At 52.1% G+C, this 17,233-nt stretch carries 15 protein-coding genes and 11 tRNA genes; 8 read left to right on the top strand and 18 right to left on the bottom strand.

Going from position 1 to position 17,233, the window contains the following annotated elements:
- Nucleotides 1–79 precede the first annotated feature (79 nt).
- Nucleotides 80–706, bottom strand: a complete 627-nt coding sequence (upp, locus tag AC27K1_RS16415) for a uracil phosphoribosyltransferase (protein ID WP_395184234.1) — start codon at nucleotides 704–706, stop codon at nucleotides 80–82.
- Between the two features lie 233 nt (nucleotides 707–939).
- Between upp and AC27K1_RS16410 the strand changes: the two genes are divergently transcribed.
- On the top strand, nucleotides 940–1,497 hold the full coding sequence (locus tag AC27K1_RS16410; protein ID WP_487151887.1) for a hypoxanthine-guanine phosphoribosyltransferase: 558 nt from the start codon (nucleotides 940–942) through the stop codon (nucleotides 1,495–1,497).
- Nucleotides 1,498–1,556: 59 nt separating this feature from the next.
- Here AC27K1_RS16410 and AC27K1_RS16405 read toward each other — a convergent pair whose 3' ends face one another.
- On the bottom strand, nucleotides 1,557–2,855 hold the full coding sequence (locus AC27K1_RS16405) for an amino acid permease (protein WP_487151886.1): 1,299 nt from the start codon (nucleotides 2,853–2,855) through the stop codon (nucleotides 1,557–1,559).
- Between the two features lie 136 nt (nucleotides 2,856–2,991).
- Between AC27K1_RS16405 and AC27K1_RS16400 the strand changes: the two genes are divergently transcribed.
- Together AC27K1_RS16400 and AC27K1_RS16395 are read left to right on the top strand one after the other, a co-directional pair.
- Nucleotides 2,992–3,285, top strand: a complete 294-nt coding sequence (locus AC27K1_RS16400) for a PA4642 family protein (protein WP_487151885.1) — start codon at nucleotides 2,992–2,994, stop codon at nucleotides 3,283–3,285.
- A 114-nt stretch (nucleotides 3,286–3,399) separates the two neighbouring features.
- Nucleotides 3,400–3,894: a rhodanese-like domain-containing protein gene (locus AC27K1_RS16395; protein ID WP_487151884.1), complete on the top strand. Its 495-nt coding sequence runs from the start codon at nucleotides 3,400–3,402 to the stop codon at nucleotides 3,892–3,894.
- Nucleotides 3,895–3,942: 48 nt separating this feature from the next.
- Here the strand turns inward: AC27K1_RS16395 and AC27K1_RS16390 are convergent, their stop codons facing one another.
- Entirely contained in the window at nucleotides 3,943–5,283 is a 1,341-nt protein-coding gene (locus tag AC27K1_RS16390) for an FAD-dependent oxidoreductase (RefSeq protein WP_487151883.1), read from the bottom strand.
- Between the two features lie 487 nt (nucleotides 5,284–5,770).
- Here AC27K1_RS16390 and AC27K1_RS16385 point away from each other — a divergent pair, with 487 nt between their 5' ends.
- A complete protein-coding gene (locus AC27K1_RS16385) occupies nucleotides 5,771–6,982 on the top strand; it encodes a sugar MFS transporter (RefSeq protein ID WP_487151882.1) in 1,212 nt (403 codons plus the stop codon).
- Between the two features lie 19 nt (nucleotides 6,983–7,001).
- Here the strand turns inward: AC27K1_RS16385 and AC27K1_RS16380 are convergent.
- The 5 genes from AC27K1_RS16380 to AC27K1_RS16360 all read right to left on the bottom strand — a co-directional run bounded on the left by AC27K1_RS16380 (nucleotide 7,002) and on the right by AC27K1_RS16360 (nucleotide 8,772).
- Nucleotides 7,002–7,076: transfer RNA gene (locus AC27K1_RS16380), tRNA-Gln, on the bottom strand.
- Between the two features lie 11 nt (nucleotides 7,077–7,087).
- A tRNA-Met gene (locus tag AC27K1_RS16375) sits at nucleotides 7,088–7,164 on the bottom strand.
- Nucleotides 7,165–7,182: 18 nt separating this feature from the next.
- Nucleotides 7,183–7,257: transfer RNA gene (locus tag AC27K1_RS16370), tRNA-Gln, on the bottom strand.
- A 99-nt stretch (nucleotides 7,258–7,356) separates the two neighbouring features.
- A tRNA-Met gene (locus AC27K1_RS16365) sits at nucleotides 7,357–7,433 on the bottom strand.
- A 145-nt stretch (nucleotides 7,434–7,578) separates the two neighbouring features.
- On the bottom strand, nucleotides 7,579–8,772 hold the full coding sequence (locus AC27K1_RS16360) for a hypothetical protein (protein WP_487151881.1): 1,194 nt from the start codon (nucleotides 8,770–8,772) through the stop codon (nucleotides 7,579–7,581).
- Nucleotides 8,773–9,062: 290 nt separating this feature from the next.
- On the opposite strand from AC27K1_RS16360, the gene AC27K1_RS16355 reads away from it, so the two are divergent.
- A complete protein-coding gene (locus AC27K1_RS16355) occupies nucleotides 9,063–10,244 on the top strand; it encodes an acetyl-CoA C-acyltransferase (RefSeq protein ID WP_487151880.1) in 1,182 nt (393 codons plus the stop codon).
- Nucleotides 10,245–10,267: 23 nt separating this feature from the next.
- Here AC27K1_RS16355 and AC27K1_RS16350 read toward each other — a convergent pair whose 3' ends face one another.
- Nucleotides 10,268–10,981, bottom strand: coding sequence for an SAM-dependent methyltransferase (locus AC27K1_RS16350; RefSeq protein ID WP_487151879.1), 714 nt, complete (start codon nucleotides 10,979–10,981; stop codon nucleotides 10,268–10,270).
- Between the two features lie 215 nt (nucleotides 10,982–11,196).
- Here AC27K1_RS16350 and AC27K1_RS16345 point away from each other — a divergent pair, with 215 nt between their 5' ends.
- From AC27K1_RS16345 to AC27K1_RS16335, 3 genes are all read left to right on the top strand, one after another.
- Entirely contained in the window at nucleotides 11,197–11,796 is a 600-nt protein-coding gene (locus AC27K1_RS16345; RefSeq protein WP_487151878.1) for a hypothetical protein, read from the top strand.
- A 99-nt stretch (nucleotides 11,797–11,895) separates the two neighbouring features.
- Nucleotides 11,896–12,081 (top strand): DUF3094 family protein, encoded by a 186-nt coding sequence (locus tag AC27K1_RS16340; RefSeq protein WP_395184245.1) that lies wholly within the window; start codon nucleotides 11,896–11,898, stop codon nucleotides 12,079–12,081.
- A 44-nt stretch (nucleotides 12,082–12,125) separates the two neighbouring features.
- Nucleotides 12,126–13,448, top strand: a complete 1,323-nt coding sequence (locus AC27K1_RS16335) for an NAD(P)/FAD-dependent oxidoreductase (protein WP_487151877.1) — start codon at nucleotides 12,126–12,128, stop codon at nucleotides 13,446–13,448.
- A 53-nt stretch (nucleotides 13,449–13,501) separates the two neighbouring features.
- On the opposite strand, the gene AC27K1_RS16330 is transcribed toward AC27K1_RS16335, so the two are convergent.
- The 9 genes from AC27K1_RS16330 to clpB form a co-directional block, all read right to left on the bottom strand.
- A tRNA-Lys gene (locus tag AC27K1_RS16330) sits at nucleotides 13,502–13,577 on the bottom strand.
- 39 nt (nucleotides 13,578–13,616) lie between these two features.
- A tRNA-Lys gene (locus AC27K1_RS16325) sits at nucleotides 13,617–13,692 on the bottom strand.
- 33 nt (nucleotides 13,693–13,725) lie between these two features.
- Nucleotides 13,726–13,801: transfer RNA gene (locus tag AC27K1_RS16320), tRNA-Asn, on the bottom strand.
- A gap of 28 nt (nucleotides 13,802–13,829) precedes the next feature.
- Nucleotides 13,830–13,905 (bottom strand) — tRNA-Lys (locus AC27K1_RS16315).
- Nucleotides 13,906–13,939: 34 nt separating this feature from the next.
- A tRNA-Asn gene (locus AC27K1_RS16310) sits at nucleotides 13,940–14,015 on the bottom strand.
- Between the two features lie 29 nt (nucleotides 14,016–14,044).
- Nucleotides 14,045–14,120 (bottom strand) — tRNA-Lys (locus AC27K1_RS16305).
- Nucleotides 14,121–14,152: 32 nt separating this feature from the next.
- A tRNA-Asn gene (locus tag AC27K1_RS16300) sits at nucleotides 14,153–14,228 on the bottom strand.
- A gap of 78 nt (nucleotides 14,229–14,306) precedes the next feature.
- Nucleotides 14,307–14,516, bottom strand: a complete 210-nt coding sequence (locus tag AC27K1_RS16295) for a hypothetical protein (protein WP_487151876.1) — start codon at nucleotides 14,514–14,516, stop codon at nucleotides 14,307–14,309.
- Nucleotides 14,517–14,565: 49 nt separating this feature from the next.
- Nucleotides 14,566–17,133 carry an ATP-dependent chaperone ClpB gene (gene clpB, locus AC27K1_RS16290; protein ID WP_487151949.1) on the bottom strand — a complete coding sequence of 856 codons (2,568 nt, stop codon included), beginning with the start codon at nucleotides 17,131–17,133 and terminating at the stop codon, nucleotides 14,566–14,568.
- Nucleotides 17,134–17,233: the final 100 nt, after the last annotated feature.

Below are 17,233 nucleotides of genomic sequence, written 5' to 3'. Positions count from 1 at the left end.
CTCTAATGGATCGTTGTCGTTTTTATAAGGATTATCAGGCACTGCCACTGCCAGCAGCGCCTTTGTGCTCTATTGAAAATCAGGTGGTTCCAAAAATCTTGTCACCGGCATCGCCCAGACCCGGCATGATGTAACCCTTGTCATTCAGACCTTCATCAATGGATGCAGTGAAGATCTCAACATCAGGATGGGCATCGGTCACTTTCTTCAGACCTTCCGGTGCAGCCACCAGCACCAGTACCCGAATATTCTGACAACCCGCCGCCTTGAGCATATCGATGGTTGCAAGCATGGAACCACCGGTCGCCAGCATAGGATCAACCACCAGCGCCATACGCTCATCCATGTTTTTGGCCAGCTTTTGGAAATAGGGAACCGGCTCGAGAGTCTCTTCATCGCGGTAGAGACCGACCACACTGATCCGGGCGCTGGGAATCAGCTCCATAACGCCATCCAGCATACCCAGACCGGCACGCAGGATCGGTACGATGGTAATCTTCTTGCCCTTGAGGCGCTGCACCGTGACGTCACCCGCCCAACCCTTGATGGTGTGATCTTCCAGCGCCAGATCCTTGGTCGCCTCATAGGTCAGCAGAGTGCCGACCTCGCTGGCCAGCGTTCTGAAGCCCTTAGTACTGATCCCTTCGACCCGCATCAGACCCAGTTTGTGCTGTACCAGTGGATGTTTTATTTCATGAACACGCATGCTTAACCCCTGAAAGTGTCTGCGCTCACCAGACGTGAGTTAACCGGTAATTTTATCGACTCTCAGTGATCAGTGAAACTGCTAATATCCATAGGGAATGTCGTGGTTTTCGTACTTTTTGCGTGTCAGGATATGCCTTTGCCACAGTTGCATGACCGAACCTTCAACGGTATCGTTCCCTGTTTTCCTGCGGCGGCTGCCGCCTGATACACGGTATAGAGGTTCTTTTTCCCATGTCCGTCGACCTGGATCACATTCAAACGGTCTATGCTGAAGCAGACTGCCTGTTCCCGGAAGCCCAGGTGGAAGCCGCGATTGATCGCGTTGCCACCGAAATCACCGAGACACTGGCCGACACCAACCCACTGGTCTACACCGTCATGAATGGCGGCCTGGTGTTTGCAGGCAAACTGCTGACCCGTTTGAACTTCCCGCTGGAATCGTCCTACCTGCACGCGACCCGCTACCGCAATACCACCAGCGGCGGAGAACTGGACTGGAAAGTCCCACCTGCACAGGATATGAAAGGCCGGACCGTGCTGATCATCGATGACATTCTGGATGAAGGTCACACCCTCGCCGCCATTGTCGACTTCTGCAAAGCTCAGGGCGTTGAGCAAGTCCTGACCGCCGTTCTGGTCGATAAACTCCACGACCGCAAGGCACAGGAAAACATGAAGAGCGACTTCACCGGGCTGGATGCCGAAGACCGCTACCTGTTCGGCTATGGCATGGATTACCAGGGTTACTGGCGCAATGCGCCGGGCATCTTTGCCCTCAAGGGTGCATAAATTACCCGCCAATAAAAAAGCCTGCTGATGCAGGCTTTTTTATGTCCGATTTTCCGACACTAAAACCATTTCGAAACAATAAAGCCACTGATCGCTATCACACCCGACGCCACCGTAAACACATCAAACACCGGATTACGATAGTGCTTCAATGCCGGAATTGTGTAGTAACCGTAGACCGGCATAAAGAACAAAATTACCGCCAGCAGGGGTGCCAATAGCCCTTCAATCACACCAATCACACTAAGATTAATACACGCCGCCAACCAGCAACTCAAAAAGATCAACACCTTGGCAATCCGCGTACTGACATCACTGTGTACAGGAATGGACGTGAACCGTTTAGCCAGCAAACAGAACAACCCACCGACACCCTCAATAGACCCCATATAGACACCAAAGAAAGAACTGGTGATTGCCAGAAACGCAATCACCGAAGCAATTAACGCGAAAAAACCTGCGCCTTCACGGCTGGCAAACACACTCAAGACAGGGACGTTTTCCTGCAAGGCAACCTGAATTTCAGCAGGGGTCAGCGACAAGACACAGGAAAACACAAACAACATCACCACAAGCAGGAGCAAACCGGCATTCACCGCCAGGATTCGATCCGTCTTTCGCGCACACAATGCTGTATCCCGAAAAGCCATGCGATATGCCTGTGCAAAAGCTGAACAGGCCGGCGAATGATTAAAGGAAAAAATCAGCATGGGAATAACGACGAACGCCGACATGACCAGTTCAGTCGGTGCAGGCATCAGAAAAAGATGATCCAGATGCCACTGCGGTATCAAATACAACGAAATACCAACAAGAATAACCACCAGCGGCATCACCAGCGACTCCACCGCCGACAACACCCAACGCTCGCCTTTATTGATAACAATGACCAACACGGCAAGCAAAACAAAACTGATCACACTGCGATGAGGCGCTGGCCATTCCAGTTGATAGCGGAAGAATTGCTCGGTCACATTGGTCAACCCAATGGCATACAACAGGAGGATCGGATAAATACTCAAAAAGTAGGCTAGCGTTAACAGACTACCCCACCGCTGCCCAAAATGATCACTCATGGTCGAGGTAATATCCGCATCCGGCCGTTCAGCCACCAGGCAGAAGCGCGTCAGATTCCGGTGAGCAAACCAAATCATAGGCCCGGCAAGCAGCGCAATCACAACCAGGGGAATAAACCCGACACGCCCGGCATTAATAGGCAGATACAAGACACCCGCCCCTACCGCCGTACCAAACAGATTGGACAACCAGCCGGTATCCCGGCCAGACCAGCGCAGCACCTCACGCTTTGACTCATCAGAACAGGCTGTACTTGATGATGGGGAATCTTGTGCAGACATGAGTCCAGTATAGCCACAGGGCAGTTTTTAAACGGTTTTCACGACTGTTTTTTCTGTTTAATGCCGCGGTTGCAGTTTTTTTCCTTCGCCATACAATCGATCACCATAAATACCACAAGCAATGGCAGTCCTACCCATGAACAAAAAAGACAAGCAGAAAGTCATCGGTGAAATCCTGAGCGATGAGCAGCTGAAAACCTTTCTGGCGCTTGAGCCTGCCGACCACACCCATCCGGATTACCACATCCTGTTGCGGGCTTACCGCGCGCTAACGGCAGAGAACTTCGAGCGCTTCCTCCAGTTTTTTGTTGAAGAAGGCAAAAACCTTCAAGCACCCGGCCCCGATCAGGGCACCATTGCCGACCTGATCAAACAGCATAAACAATCCGCCGACTACCTGAAGGCTCTACAGACAATAAGCATCTCCTGACCCACATCGCGCGGGACGCACTGCCTGCAGGGTATCCCGCCCCCCCCACCCGGCAAACTTCACCGGAACACCTATACTGTCAGCTCATTCTTTCTACAGACGCATTTTCAAGCCATGCCGTATCGATCCATCAAGCACGCATTACTACTCGGCTGCTTCAGCCTGCTAGTCAACGCGCATCTGTCGGCCTGCGAAGGTACAACAGCGAAGAACAGCGCACCCTGCCCTGACAGCGAAAACCAAACCATCGCCACACTGGCCAAGTATCAACAGCAGTATCCGGATATGACTTATCAGGAACTGCGACAAGAGCTACCTACAGGCAAAGTGCTGCTGGTTGATGCCAACCGCCCTGAAACATACGCCAGCGGACATATTCCCGGCGCCATTTCCTTTAATGACAAAGCCAGCCTGAAAGCCCACCTTAAAGATCCCAAAAACATGACTGTTGTTGTCTATTGCGGCGGTACCCACTGCATTGCCTGGCATAGCGCCGCTGACTGGGCCGCATCAGAAGGCTTTAAGAACATCCGCCACTTCAGCGCTGGACTGAGGGGCTGGAAACTGGAAGGTGGAGAGGTGGTCGCCATGAACAACACGACCAAATAACAAAAGAGGCCGCAAATGCGGCCTCTAACGATAAGCGGGCATTTTCATTTACTCATTATGCATTTCTGCATTGAAAGCCGCTTCATCAAACTGACAACCCAGATGACGCACGATTTCACGCAGGTCATTTTCTGCGTTACCCAGACAGCTGGTGCCGCCCGGTGATGGCGTCATATTAAAGATAATGCCGGTACCGGGATTAATCCGGGCTTCACCCAGCATCAGCTCCTTGTTGGTTTTATCGATCAACTGCGGACGAATCCCCCCGAAACCAGACGCAAAGGTGACATCACTCAGCTGCAGCGATGGCACAATCTTTCGGGCATCCTTAAGGAACAGGCGCCTTCGCACCCAGGGAATCTCAAACAGGAAGTTCTTGAAAATATAGTTCCGGATATCCTTCACCTTGAACAGGTCCCAGAACACTTTGAAGACCGCACCATCCAGCTTGAGCACCTTGAAGAACTCGGGAATGGTCCGGGGATTGTAGCGCTCCAGCATGGGCAGAATCAGTGCAGTCGGCCCAAAACGGGTTTTTCCCTCCACCAGCACGTCAGGATCACCATGGATCGCGGCAAACGGCAGTTTATCGTTCTGAACGGTATACACCTTGCCGTTTAATACCCGAGGGGTGAAATAAAAGCTACCTGCCATCGGTAAGCAGGAGAAGTTGAGACCGTAACCCATCTGCTGGGCCAGCAGGAGACTGTGTCCGCCCGCACACACCACAACGAATTTGGCCTCATAGACACCGTTATCTGTCACAACACGGTGCAAGTCACCGGACGTCTCTATGTTTTGCACCTGGGTATTCAGGTGGACATCGATCGTCTTACCCTCAACCTCTTTGGCCTTTTTCACAAAAGCCACCGAGAGCGCCTTGTAATCGACCGCCGTATACTCATCCGTGATAGCAATCGCCGCCAGCTCTTCGGGCCGGTATTCATCGCCAACCTTGGCGACTGCAGGCTCTATTTCAGCAATACCCTCTTTATCCAGCAGCTGCATTTCAGGGTAGTGCTCGCGGAAAACCTTGAAACGGTCACGGATAAACTGGCTTTCTTTCTCACCAACCCCCAGCACCATTTTCGGGTATTTGAAGATAATGCCGTCACGCTCCTCCGCTGGCAGCGCCTTGGCAAAATTCACCAGCATGCTGGCCGTACGCTTGACCTTGATGGCCTTTTCCAGGGTGTAATTGGTTTCTATATCGCCACAATGGATGGTTTGGCTGTTATTGGTGCCCTTGGAGTTCACGGTGGCAAAATCACTGTACTTTTCCACCAGACCTACACGGCCGAGATCCGTGTAACGGGCCAGCTCATACAGAAGGGCAGTCCCCGAGACACCACCACCGACGATCAGTACATCGTAACTCTTTACTGTCATAGTTGCTGCTCTCTGACACAAATCCTGTTCATCAGCCCCCCGATGGGAGCAAGCAATCATTTTTGTTAGCGACCACTCTCTTCTTATCCCTTGTTCTTGAGCCTTCACCTGTCCATGGAGGCTTTGTCGGAGCACATTATATATGAATACATGCGTTTTTGGTCTTAAGAGCGCAACAGATATATGTATTTATCATTAAAATCGCGCGAAAAACCGCCAAAATCGACCAACCCAACGCCTAATACGGCCATCCGACCCACCTCACACCTTAAACGATAGTGCATCTCAACGGTCGCCCGAACGACAAGGCGAAAATTTCTGGCTCGGTACTGGAACATTTCAACACCCACTGACTCCAAGCCTATGGCTGCAGGGAGCAGAAATGATGAAAACAGGCAATAACCCACCTCAGAGGCATTCGTCTCCGACATCACAGACAAGAGCACTGCTATCCATTGCCCTGCTATTCACATGCATGGGGGTATTAGTGTCTTTGAATGATGTTTTGATTCCCCACCTGAAAGAAGTCTTCAGCCTGAATTACCAGGGAGCACTCTTAATCCAACTCACCTGGTTTTCGGTCTTCCTGTTGCTTGCAACCCCCGCCAGCCTGGTCATTCGGAGGACGTCTTACCAAACAGGGATGACAATTGGCTACGGCTTTACCTCAGCCGGATGCTTTTTCTTTTTACCCGCCGCCTGGACACAAAGCTATCCACTCTTTCTGATTGCCCTGTTTGTCATCGGAACCGGCGTGTGCTTTTTAGTGGTGGTCAGCAACCCCTATGCCTCGGCACTGGGCGATAACCGAACCATCCATCGCCGCCTGATGGTACTGCATGGTTTTTTCGCAATAGGTATGACCGTTACTCCCTGGATGGCTGGCCCGGCCATTCTATCCTACCCATCCATCACCAGTGAGACACAGGTAACAACAGCCTATCGCCTTTCTCTCGCTAACACCGTCGTTATGCCCTACCTGCTGTTAGCAATCTGCCTGAGCATCATTGCCATGATGACCGCAAAACAGCATCTTCCCGACATCCTGCAGAATGAACGAGAACGTGGGACTGACTCCAAACAACACACTGGCAATCATTCAGCCTGGCACCATCGCCACACCCTGCTCGGCACCATCGCCATTTTCATGTACGTCGGTACCGAAGTGTTGCTGGGCAGTTTTATGGTGAGCTTTATTAAAGATCTCTCATTGCCCATGACATCCGCCGCCATGGCTCGCTTTATTGGCTATTACTGGCTTGGCATTGCAATTGGGCGATTCCTTGCTCCATGGTTTCTTCACGAAGTTCGCCCTCGCGTCATGCTGGGTGTCAGCGCGTGGCTATCACTATTGATGGTGTTATGCGGGATTTTTGCGGATGGCTACATCGCACTGATCGCCATCACACTGACAGGACTGTGTAACTCGGTGATGTACCCGTTGATATACAGCCTTTCCATGCAGAATCTCAGCCCCATGGCAGCCACCCAGGCATCGGGACTTCTCAGCTCCGCCGGAGTGGGCGGTGGCATCGTACCACTGACCGCCGCAATTGTTGCCGATCACTTTGGTATCAGGGGTGCATTCTGGGTATCTGCACTCTGTTATGGCTACATTCTGTACTACAGCATAAAAGGATGCGAAACAGCGACAACGGAAAACAGGGAAGATCCGCTTGAAGAGAAAAAAACAGAATGAACCAGAAGACAAAGGGAGATGGCTGGGGTGGCAGGATTCGAACCTACGCATGACGGGATCAAAACCCGTTGCCTTACCGCTTGGCGACACCCCAACAGAGGAACGTGGTAGCTAGGGGCAGATTCGAACTGCCGACCCCAGCATTATGAGTGCTGTGCTCTAACCAACTGAGCTACCTAGCCATCATTCCTGGAAGGACATGGCTGGGGTGGCAGGATTCGAACCTGCGCATGACGGGATCAAAACCCGTTGCCTTACCGCTTGGCGACACCCCAACTGAGAACTTGAAGCACCGGAGAAGACCCGGCGACATCGAGGCCGGTATAGTAACGTTTCCGTTCTGAAAATCAACCCCTGAAAGTTCATCCCCTCGGTGGTAGCTAGGGGCAGATTCGAACTGCCGACCCCAGCATTATGAGTGCTGTGCTCTAACCAACTGAGCTACCTAGCCCCGACGAGATGCGGCGCATTTTGGTGATATTGGGGCGCTGTGTCAATAGCCGTTTTTCACTTAGCCACGCCCCCTGGCGTTGCTTTTACACAGCAGATAATAAAGTGCCTGCATGAAATGTCTGAAATGAGCTTATCAGGCGCTTTTAACTGCTGCTCTCTTCAGCCTGAGCCAGTGGCGCCGGCCCGACCCTGCCAGTCGCTCCAGAACTGGCGGCACCGGTTGCAGCTGCAACTCCCACCAATTGACGCGCCTCTTCACAGCGAACCACAGCGGGCGTTCTTTTACCGCAGGCGTTACTGATGCGAGAGGGCATGGTCAACAACAGGTTAAACACCATCGCCAATGCCATCACAAAAAATATACCAATATATTCGGGTATATGATTGCGGACACACAAAGCCAGGGGGGTCATGTAAATGGCTGAGGCTGATTCAAAGGTACCGAGCACATCCCCCTCAAATTTGGGTTCCAAACCGTACCCCAACTCCGTCACAAACGACGCATTTTGGGTAATTTCAGAATAAGCCTGCTCGATTGAATAGTTATATTTAGTGACGGCAACAGAGAAGAGTCGGGCGATCATGCTACTTGCATCCCCCTTATCCATCACACATGCACCTCGTGTACTCCCGTTATAAGCGCCCACAAGAACAGTCAAAAAGCCATAAATGACAACGCCCAGCACTGCACCCAAACGTTGAAGCCGGTAAATTGAAGGGTATTTCTGCACAATTTTCGGATCAACCACCCAGCAGGAAGGGTCAGGCTTATGAGAATCCGGCTCCAACAGCTTACACAGATAGACGGAAAAAAACTGGCCTGGCATTTCGTCTATCTGGGTAGCCAAAATCCGAAGCCAGTTGCTATAGGCGTCAGCATATATTTCTTTGTTTTTTTCAAAAACCTCGTCAATCACTCGCTTCAACAACGCCTTGAACTGAACACCATTCCCCATTAAAGGGTGATTTCTCATATTCTCTTCCAGCAACCTGACGTTAATTGCATCACTCATAGGATCGGTTATCTGGGTCAAACATGCCGTCAGGGATTTTAATTTATTTTTAAAATCGTGTTTCAGGCCATCGCTGCTTTTACCACACAAATAACTATCAATGACAAAAACCAGAATTTTCCTGTTGAACAAAGCAACTGGCAGGGGCAAATCATATTCCAGGGCATCTTTTAAAACACCCTGATCACCCGATAAATTTCGGGCAAGCTTTCTATTCAGATAATGCGCCGAATCATGATCCGTGCGACTCTCAACCAACCCCCTTAACCGCAAACCCTCTGACAATCTACCAGCTTGTCCAACCGCACCTAAACAACGTCTCATACTCCCTCCCAAATTATTGCAAAAAAACAACAATCAAAGCATGCGCCATCCATCCACCTGACATCATCAACCAGGCAGACCGCCCACCTGACAAAAAAACAATGCAAGAGAGAACCACGCACAAACGTCGTATTCCCCAATCAAACCCATAAATACAACCCGAAAAACAGACAAAAACGGCACGTCACGCCACCTGCCGAGGCTTTTATTGCGCAATACGCACCTGCATGTCATTTCCTGTTACACTTTTTCCCCGCTGACCACACAACAACCATTACACAGGTACGAACATGACCCAGGAATCGATCGTAATTGTCAGCGGCGCCCGCACACCGATGGGCGGCCTGCAAGGCTCGCTGTCCAGCCTGACAGCACCGGAGCTTGGCAGCATCGCCATCAAAGAGACCGTCAGCCGCGCCAATATCCGCCCTGAAGAAGTCGATGAAGTGATCATGGGCTGCGTCCTGCCTGCAGGCCTTGGACAGGGCCCCGCCCGACAGGCTTCCCGCAAAGCCGGTCTTCCGGACGCTACCGGCTGTACCACTATCAACAAACTCTGCGGCTCCGGCATGAAAGCCGTGATGCTGGCACACGACCTGATTCGCGCTGGCACCAACCAGATAATGATTGCCGGCGGCATGGAAAGCATGAGTAACGCCCCTTACCTGCTTGACAAGGCTCGCAGCGGCTATCGCATGGGGCACGGCAAGGTGATGGACCACATGTTCCTGGATGGGCTGGAAGACGCTGAAACCGGTCGACTGATGGGTTCTTTCGCCCAGGAAGTCGCAGATAAATACGAACTCTCCCGCGAAGCGATGGACGCCTTTGCCATCGAATCCCTGAAGCGGGCCCAGAAAGCCACTAACGACGGTTTACTGGAGGCTGAGATTATTCCTGTCACCTATACCACTCGCAAAGGTGAGCAGACCGTTAGCCAGGATGAACAACCTTTTAACGCTAACATTGAGAAAATCCCCAGCCTGCGTCCGGCGTTCAGCAAGGACGGCACCATCACCGCCGCCAACGCCAGCTCCATTTCCGATGGCGCCTCTGCCCTGCTGCTGATGACGGAAAGCGAAGCTGCGAAGCGCGGCCTGCAACCACTGGCCCGTATTGTCGCGCACAGCACCCACTCCCAGCATCCGTCAGAGTTCACCATCGCCCCGGTCGGCGCACTAACTAAGGTGCTAGCCAAAACCGGCTGGAGCAAAGATGACGTTGACCTGTTCGAGATCAATGAAGCCTTTGCCATGGTCACCATGATTGCCATGCAGGAGCACGGTCTCGATCATAACAAGGTCAACGTGCATGGCGGTGCTTGCGCCCAAGGTCACCCCATCGGCTCGACCGGCTCAAGAATCCTGCTCTCACTGATCTATGCACTGAAGCAATACGGTAAGAAGAAAGGTATTGCCAGCCTCTGCATTGGCGGTGGAGAAGCGACGGCTGTCGCTGTTGAAGTACTCTAGGAAAGATACAGGGTTGTCCAAGCCTATACTGCCTGGACAACCTTCTGTACATAAACGGTTGTCACCCCCCAGGTGAACACCGCGGGAAATGCATCAATAAGCTCAAACGCCCCACGCAAATAGTTTGCCAGGGGATAACTTACCGTGATGATCCTTACACCTTCTCCCTTTTCACAGCAACGCTGGGCAAACCGAGTAATCAGGTCATCATCCAAGTTCGAGCCATAGAGATAAATGACATCAGGCTCACCAGGCAGTGATTCCCCCATATCACCACAAACGAAGCGCACCTTTTCCTGACTGCCAGTTCGTCTAACCACACTGTCAGCCCGACTGACAAATTCCGGAATATGTTCAAGGCCAACAACACGGCAACCAATCACTGTTGCCAACCAGAAACAATTACGCCCGGTCGCAGCACCCACTTCGAGCACTTCATCGCCAGCATTAATCCCTGCCCGTCTTTGGATTCTAGCCAGCGTCAGCAGCGGGGTTTCACCAAAGCAATGTACATCTGATGTCGCTTGCTCAGAATAATAATCCCGGCTCAATCGCCAGGCATCGCGCCCCGAAAACAGCAACCGGCGCCAGAATTCTGCTCGCAGGAAATCCCTGTTAATCACAAACGGCAGAGCCTGCAGGGCCAGACGCACCTCTCGCACTGAAACCAGTATTGAGAGCGGCAACAGTCTCACTCGCTCCAAAAATGTCATCTGCCTGCCTTGTAGGCCTTCCATGCCTTCTCCCGGATGGTGTTTTTTACCTCATCAATACCGCTGATCGTCTATAAATCTGTAGCCAGACAAACACTCGGAACCTCAAGGCACCTCTCAGGTCTAAAGAATCAAAACCTGTGACTGCCAATCCGTTTCCTAAATGGAGTTTAGCTGTATCCCTATGGTCAGCACGTACTCACAAACCACACATTTGAGTAATAAAAAGGAGGTATCCCATGAAACCACTCAAGATCAACACCCTGTTTTTATGTTTGCTGACGGCAGTGATCAGCATCAATAGCCAAGCCAATGGCAATCCAGCATCCCCTGAAACCAACAACACCATTGATCAGATGGAAAGCGTAGAGCGCGCGCTGCTCGATCAATACGAGGCCAATATCACAATCACCAACAACTCCCAGTTCACGCTGCTATTCACGGGCTGCAATCCTGTCGAAGGCAAAAAAAGCCGCTGCACTGTCAAAGAGCCCAGCGTCGCTGATCCTCACACAACTCTCTACGTTGGCACAGTCAAAAGCAGCATGCACGGACCTTCCGGCGATTTCACCTTCATTGCAGAACACCTGGGCGCCATTCCGTTCAAGCTCAACTACCAATTCAACAAAGATACCCGCCAGACCCATCTGCAGATTAATGCCACAGCCAGCGAACCTTCACCCCTGCTGTTCTCAATTGATACCGAAAGCTGTACCGGCAATCCTGATACACAAGGCATCATGCGCTGCTGCAGCTTTGAACGCTCACGACACACGTTGCATAAAAATTATGAATACCAGTGTACACTGCCTATTACTGCTGAGCTGGCAAGCCCATGAGCTTGCCCGTAAAGTATTTTTTACACATGATCCATACCCATTCGCCACACAGTGGCGCTATAACCATAATAAACAGGCCTTTTGAGCGGATTACACCCTATGCAGACAGAGCAAAAAAAACTGTCAGACGCCGACCAGCGTCGCGTCGACGAGGTCACCTCAACCGGTATCAACAGTGTCGAACGGGAACCCTTCCACCCATGGCGCATGATGCTGTGGCTGGCGGTTGTGATTGTCGTCTTCGGCGTAATTGCCCGATACCTCGGCAAGCTGTACCTGCCGTGATCACCCAACCACTCATTGAATGGCCAGCCCGGAACTGAAACAACATGAACAACAGTGAGAACGAACTGCACAAGGTCGTTGTCGTCGGTGGTGGTGCCGCTGGCCTGGAACTGGCAACCCGCCTTGGCAGAAAACTCGGTGCGCGCAAACAAGCCCATGTCACGCTGGTTGATACCCGCATGACGCATATCTGGAAACCACTTCTGCATGAAGTCGCGGCAGGCTCCCTCAACTCCTACAGCGATGAACTGAACTATGTCGCCCAGGCCAACTGGAATCATTTCCACTTCCAGCCCGGCCGAATGATCCAGCTGGATCGCCAGAAACAGGCAATCACCTTAGCCGCAACGGTGGACACCAATGGCAAGCAACTGCTGCCTGAGCGCACACTGACATACGACACACTAGTCATTGCCGTCGGGAGTCATTCGAATGACTTTGGCACTCCTGGCGTTCAGGAGCACTGCCTCACCCTCGACTGCAGGGAACAGGCCGAGCAGGTGCACACCCGCTTCATCAGCGAGTACCTCAGGGCACAGGCCGCCGACGATCCCAGCGAAAAGATGAACATCGCCATTGTCGGTGCTGGCGCCACCGGCGTTGAGCTGGCCGCAGAACTGCATTATGCAGCGAAAGTCATGGCGCGCTATGGTATGGATGCCATCAAACCGGAAAACGTCAACATCACGATTATTGAAGGCAGTGATCGTGTATTGCCAGTTCTTCCTATGCGAATCAGTGTCGGCGTGCAAAAGCAACTCGACAAACTAAACATCCGCACACTGACCGGACATATCGTCAAAGAGGTCACAGAAGATGGACTGGCAACCAATCAAGGGGAGTTTGTTAAAGCGGAACTGAAAATCTGGGCAGCCGGTATTAAAGCACCCAATTTTCTGAACCATCTGGATGGGCTGGAAACCAACCGAATCAACCAGTTGATCGTCAAACCGACCCTTCAAACGACGCTCGACGACAATATTTTTGCCATTGGTGACTGCGCGTCATGTACCCTGAAGAACAAGCAGGGAGAAAACTACACCGTCCCCCCTCGCGCTCAGGCGGCACATCAGCAGGCCAGCCTCGTCGCCCGATCCATCATTGACAGCCTCAAGGGGAAGGCGCCCGGCACTTTCAGCTACAAAGACCACGGCTCACTCATTTCACTGAGCACCCATACTGCCGTTGGCAACCTGATGGGCAACCTCACCGGAAACATCATGCTGGAAGGTTTTCTGGCAAGAATGTTTTATATCTCGCTCTACCGCCTGCATCAGATGGCCGTCTACGGCAAGTGGCGGACCGGCCTGATCATGGTGAAGGATCTGCTTGAGCGCACGACACGGCCAAGACTGAAACTGCATTAAAGGGAGAAAGAAGGCAAGGAAGCCCGAATAGCGAAGAGAGATAAAAGAGGAAATGGTGGGTCGTGTAGGATTCGAACCTACGACCAATTGGTTAAAAGCCAACTGCTCTACCGACTGAGCTAACGACCCATACCGGACGACGGACTCTATCCCGCCTTAAGAGGAAGATGGTGGGTCGTGTAGGATTCGAACCTACGACCAATTGGTTAAAAGCCAACTGCTCTACCAACTGAGCTAACGACCCAACAAGTGACAACACTCGATCATCACTTTAAATTGGCTCCCCGAGCTGGACTCGAACCAGCGACCCAATGATTAACAGTCATTTGCTCTACCAACTGAGCTATCAGGGAACAGCATGTGCCAATGCACACTAGAAAATGGTGGGTCGTGTAGGATTCGAACCTACGACCAATTGGTTAAAAGCCAACTGCTCTACCAACTGAGCTAACGACCCAACAAGTGACAACGCTCGATCATCACTTTTAAATTGGCTCCCCGAGCTGGACTCGAACCAGCGACCCAATGATTAACAGTCATTTGCTCTACCAACTGAGCTATCGGGGAACTACCTGTGCCAACGCACAAATAGAAAATGGTGGGTCGTGTAGGATTCGAACCTACGACCAATTGGTTAAAAGCCAACTGCTCTACCGACTGAGCTAACGACCCAACATGCGATGATCTTCGATCATCTTAAATTCTGGCTCCCCGAGCTGGACTCGAACCAGCGACCCAATGATTAACAGTCATTTGCTCTACCAACTGAGCTATCGGGGAACAGCGTTTCGGATGCCGTGATGTGCATCACTCAACGGCGGCGAATAATAATAACTTTCCGGAAAGAGTCAAGCCTTTTCATCGCCAGAAAGACATAAAGGTATAACCCGAAGCCATAAAACAACACGAAAACCAACAGATACTCAGCGGTTTGTTGCCGATCTCAAGCCCACCGGCTGCAGCAGCGGCAGGGATGCCGCGGTAGCGACGCAGGGCAGGAGCCCTGTCGGAGTGGCGGAAGCCGGTGGGCTTGAGATTGGCTGGCACAATGTCTTTGACCAAAAACATTGAGCACCAACCTCAAGCTATCCCACACCAGCAATCAGACGACGTCAGATCAAACAAACACGATCTGATCGTCTTCCACAGATGCCTTGATGGTATGCCCCGGAGGGAACCGTCCGGCAAGAATTTCCTGCGCCAACGGATTTTCCAGGTAACGCTGGATAGACCGCTTAAGTGGTCGTGCACCATAGACAGGGTCAAAACCGGCCTCAACCAGTTTATCCAATGCCGCCTGATCCAGATCCAGTGACAGATCATTCTCATGCAACCGCTTGCGAAGCTGTTCCAGCTGAATCTTGGCAATACCGGCAATCTGTTGTTTTGCCAACGGGTGGAATACGACCAGTTCATCAATCCGGTTTACAAACTCCGGTCTGAAATGGTTACCGACGACTTCAACCAGGGCATTTTTCAGGGTTTCGAAATCGTCATCCTTGAGAGTCTGAATCATGTCCGACCCAAGGTTAGACGTCATCACCACAACCGTGTTTCTGAAATCGACCGTACGCCCCTGCCCATCGGTCAGACGACCATCATCCAATACCTGCAGCAGGATATTGAAGACATCTGGATGTGCTTTTTCCACCTCATCGAGCAGCACGACAGAATAGGGTTTGCGACGTATGGCTTCGGTCAGATAACCCCCTTCTTCATAGCCAACATACCCCGGAGGCGCACCCAGCAGCCTGGCAACAGAATGCTTCTCCATAAATTCGGACATATCAATCCGAACCACGGCATCTTCGGTATCAAACAGGAATTCGGCCAGCGCCTTACACAACTCTGTCTTACCGACGCCGGTGGGACCAAGAAACATGAACGAACCGTTCGGCTTGTCGGGATCTGACAAACCTGCACGGGAACGCCTTACCGCGTTGGCGACTGCTACAACCGCTTCATCCTGACCCACTACACGACTGTACAGCGCCTGCTCCATTCTCAGCAGTTTGTCGCGCTCACCTTCCAACATGCGGGAAACGGGTATTCCGGTCCAGCGGGAGACAACATCGGCAATCTCCTCGTCTGTGACCTTGTTACGCAACAGCTTCATCGGGCCATCTTCAGCCGCTTCCGCCTGCTGCATGCGTTTTTCGATTTCAGGCAACTGGCCATACTGGATCTCAGACATTTTCGCGAGATCGCCATTCCGACTCGCCGCTTCCAGCTCCAACAACAGCTGCTCTTTTTCTTCCTTCAGCTTATGGACACCCTGAACAACGGCTTTCTCACTCTTCCAGACATCTTCCAGGTCAGAGTACTCTTTCTCCAGCTTGCCGATCTGTTCTTCAAGCACTGTCAGCCGTTCACGGGAAGCCGCATCTTCTTCCTTGCTCAGCGCCTGCTGCTCTATCTTCAGCTGAATCAGGCGACGTTCCAGTTTATCCATGGATTCAGGCTTGGAATCCATTTCCATGCGTATACGACTGGCGGCCTCATCAACCAGGTCAATGGCCTTATCAGGCAGCTGTCGGTCAGTAATGTAACGATGGGAGAGCTTGGCAGCCGCAATGATTGCCGGGTCAGTGATGTCCACATGGTGGTGAACTTCATATTTCTCTTTCAGACCACGCAGAATCGCGATGGTGTCTTCCACCGTGGGCTCATCCACCAGCACCTTCTGGAAACGACGTTCAAGCGCGGCATCCTTCTCAATGTACTGACGGTATTCATCCAGTGTCGTAGCGCCAACACAGTGCAACTCACCCCGGGCCAAAGCCGGCTTGAGCATGTTACCGGCATCCATGGCGCCATCCGCCTTACCAGCGCCCACCATGGTATGGAGCTCATCAATGAACAGGATAATTCGACCTTCCTGTTTGGCCAGGTCATTCAACACCGCCTTCAGGCGCTCTTCAAACTCACCCCGGTATTTGGCACCCGCCAGCAGGGCGCCCAGATCCAGCGACAATACCCGCTTGTCCCGAATCCCTTCCGGCACTTCACCATTCACAATGCGCAGCGCCAGACCTTCGACAATGGCCGTCTTACCAACACCGGGCTCACCAATCAGTACGGGATTGTTTTTAGTACGACGCTGCAACACCTGAATGGTGCGACGAATTTCATCATCACGCCCAATCACGGGATCGAGCTTGCCCTGTTCGGCCCGTTCGGTCAGATCCAATGTGTACTTCGCCAGCGCATTTCGGCTGTCTTCCGCATTGGCGTCATTGACCGATTCACCACCACGAATATTTTTGATGGCGGTTTCCAGGGCTTTCTTGCTGACGCCCTGACCATTAAGCGCTTTGCCCAACGGTCCACTGTCGTCCATCATGGCCAACAGGACGATTTCACTGGCAATAAACTGGTCTTTATTCTGCTGGGCCTGCTTATCTGCAAGATTCAGAATCCGCAGCAGGCTTTGGGAAGGCTGGATATCACCGGTGGGATTTTTCACCACCGGCAATTCGTCAATCAACTGTTCCAGTTCGGCCCGAAGGCCTTCGATATCAAACCCGACCTGCATCAGCAGCGGTTTGACGGAGCCCCCCTGCTGGGACAGCATGGCCTGCAGCAGGTGGACCGGTTCAATCTGGTTATTATCCCGACCGATCGCCAGCGACTGGGCGTCGGCAAGGGCTGACTGGAGTTTACTGGTCAGTCGATCCGCTCTCATCATTACCTCCGACAAAATGCCCGAGACAACGCCTCGGGCATGATTCGTTTGACTTTCGATGAGAACTATATGATGCCGACCTAACCCCTTTTCAAGGCAG

It is taken from the genome of Kistimonas ophiarachnellae (assembly GCF_057552235.1).
The sequence above is the reverse complement of the archived record's forward strand: the minus strand, read 5'-3'. Positions and strand labels throughout refer to the sequence as shown.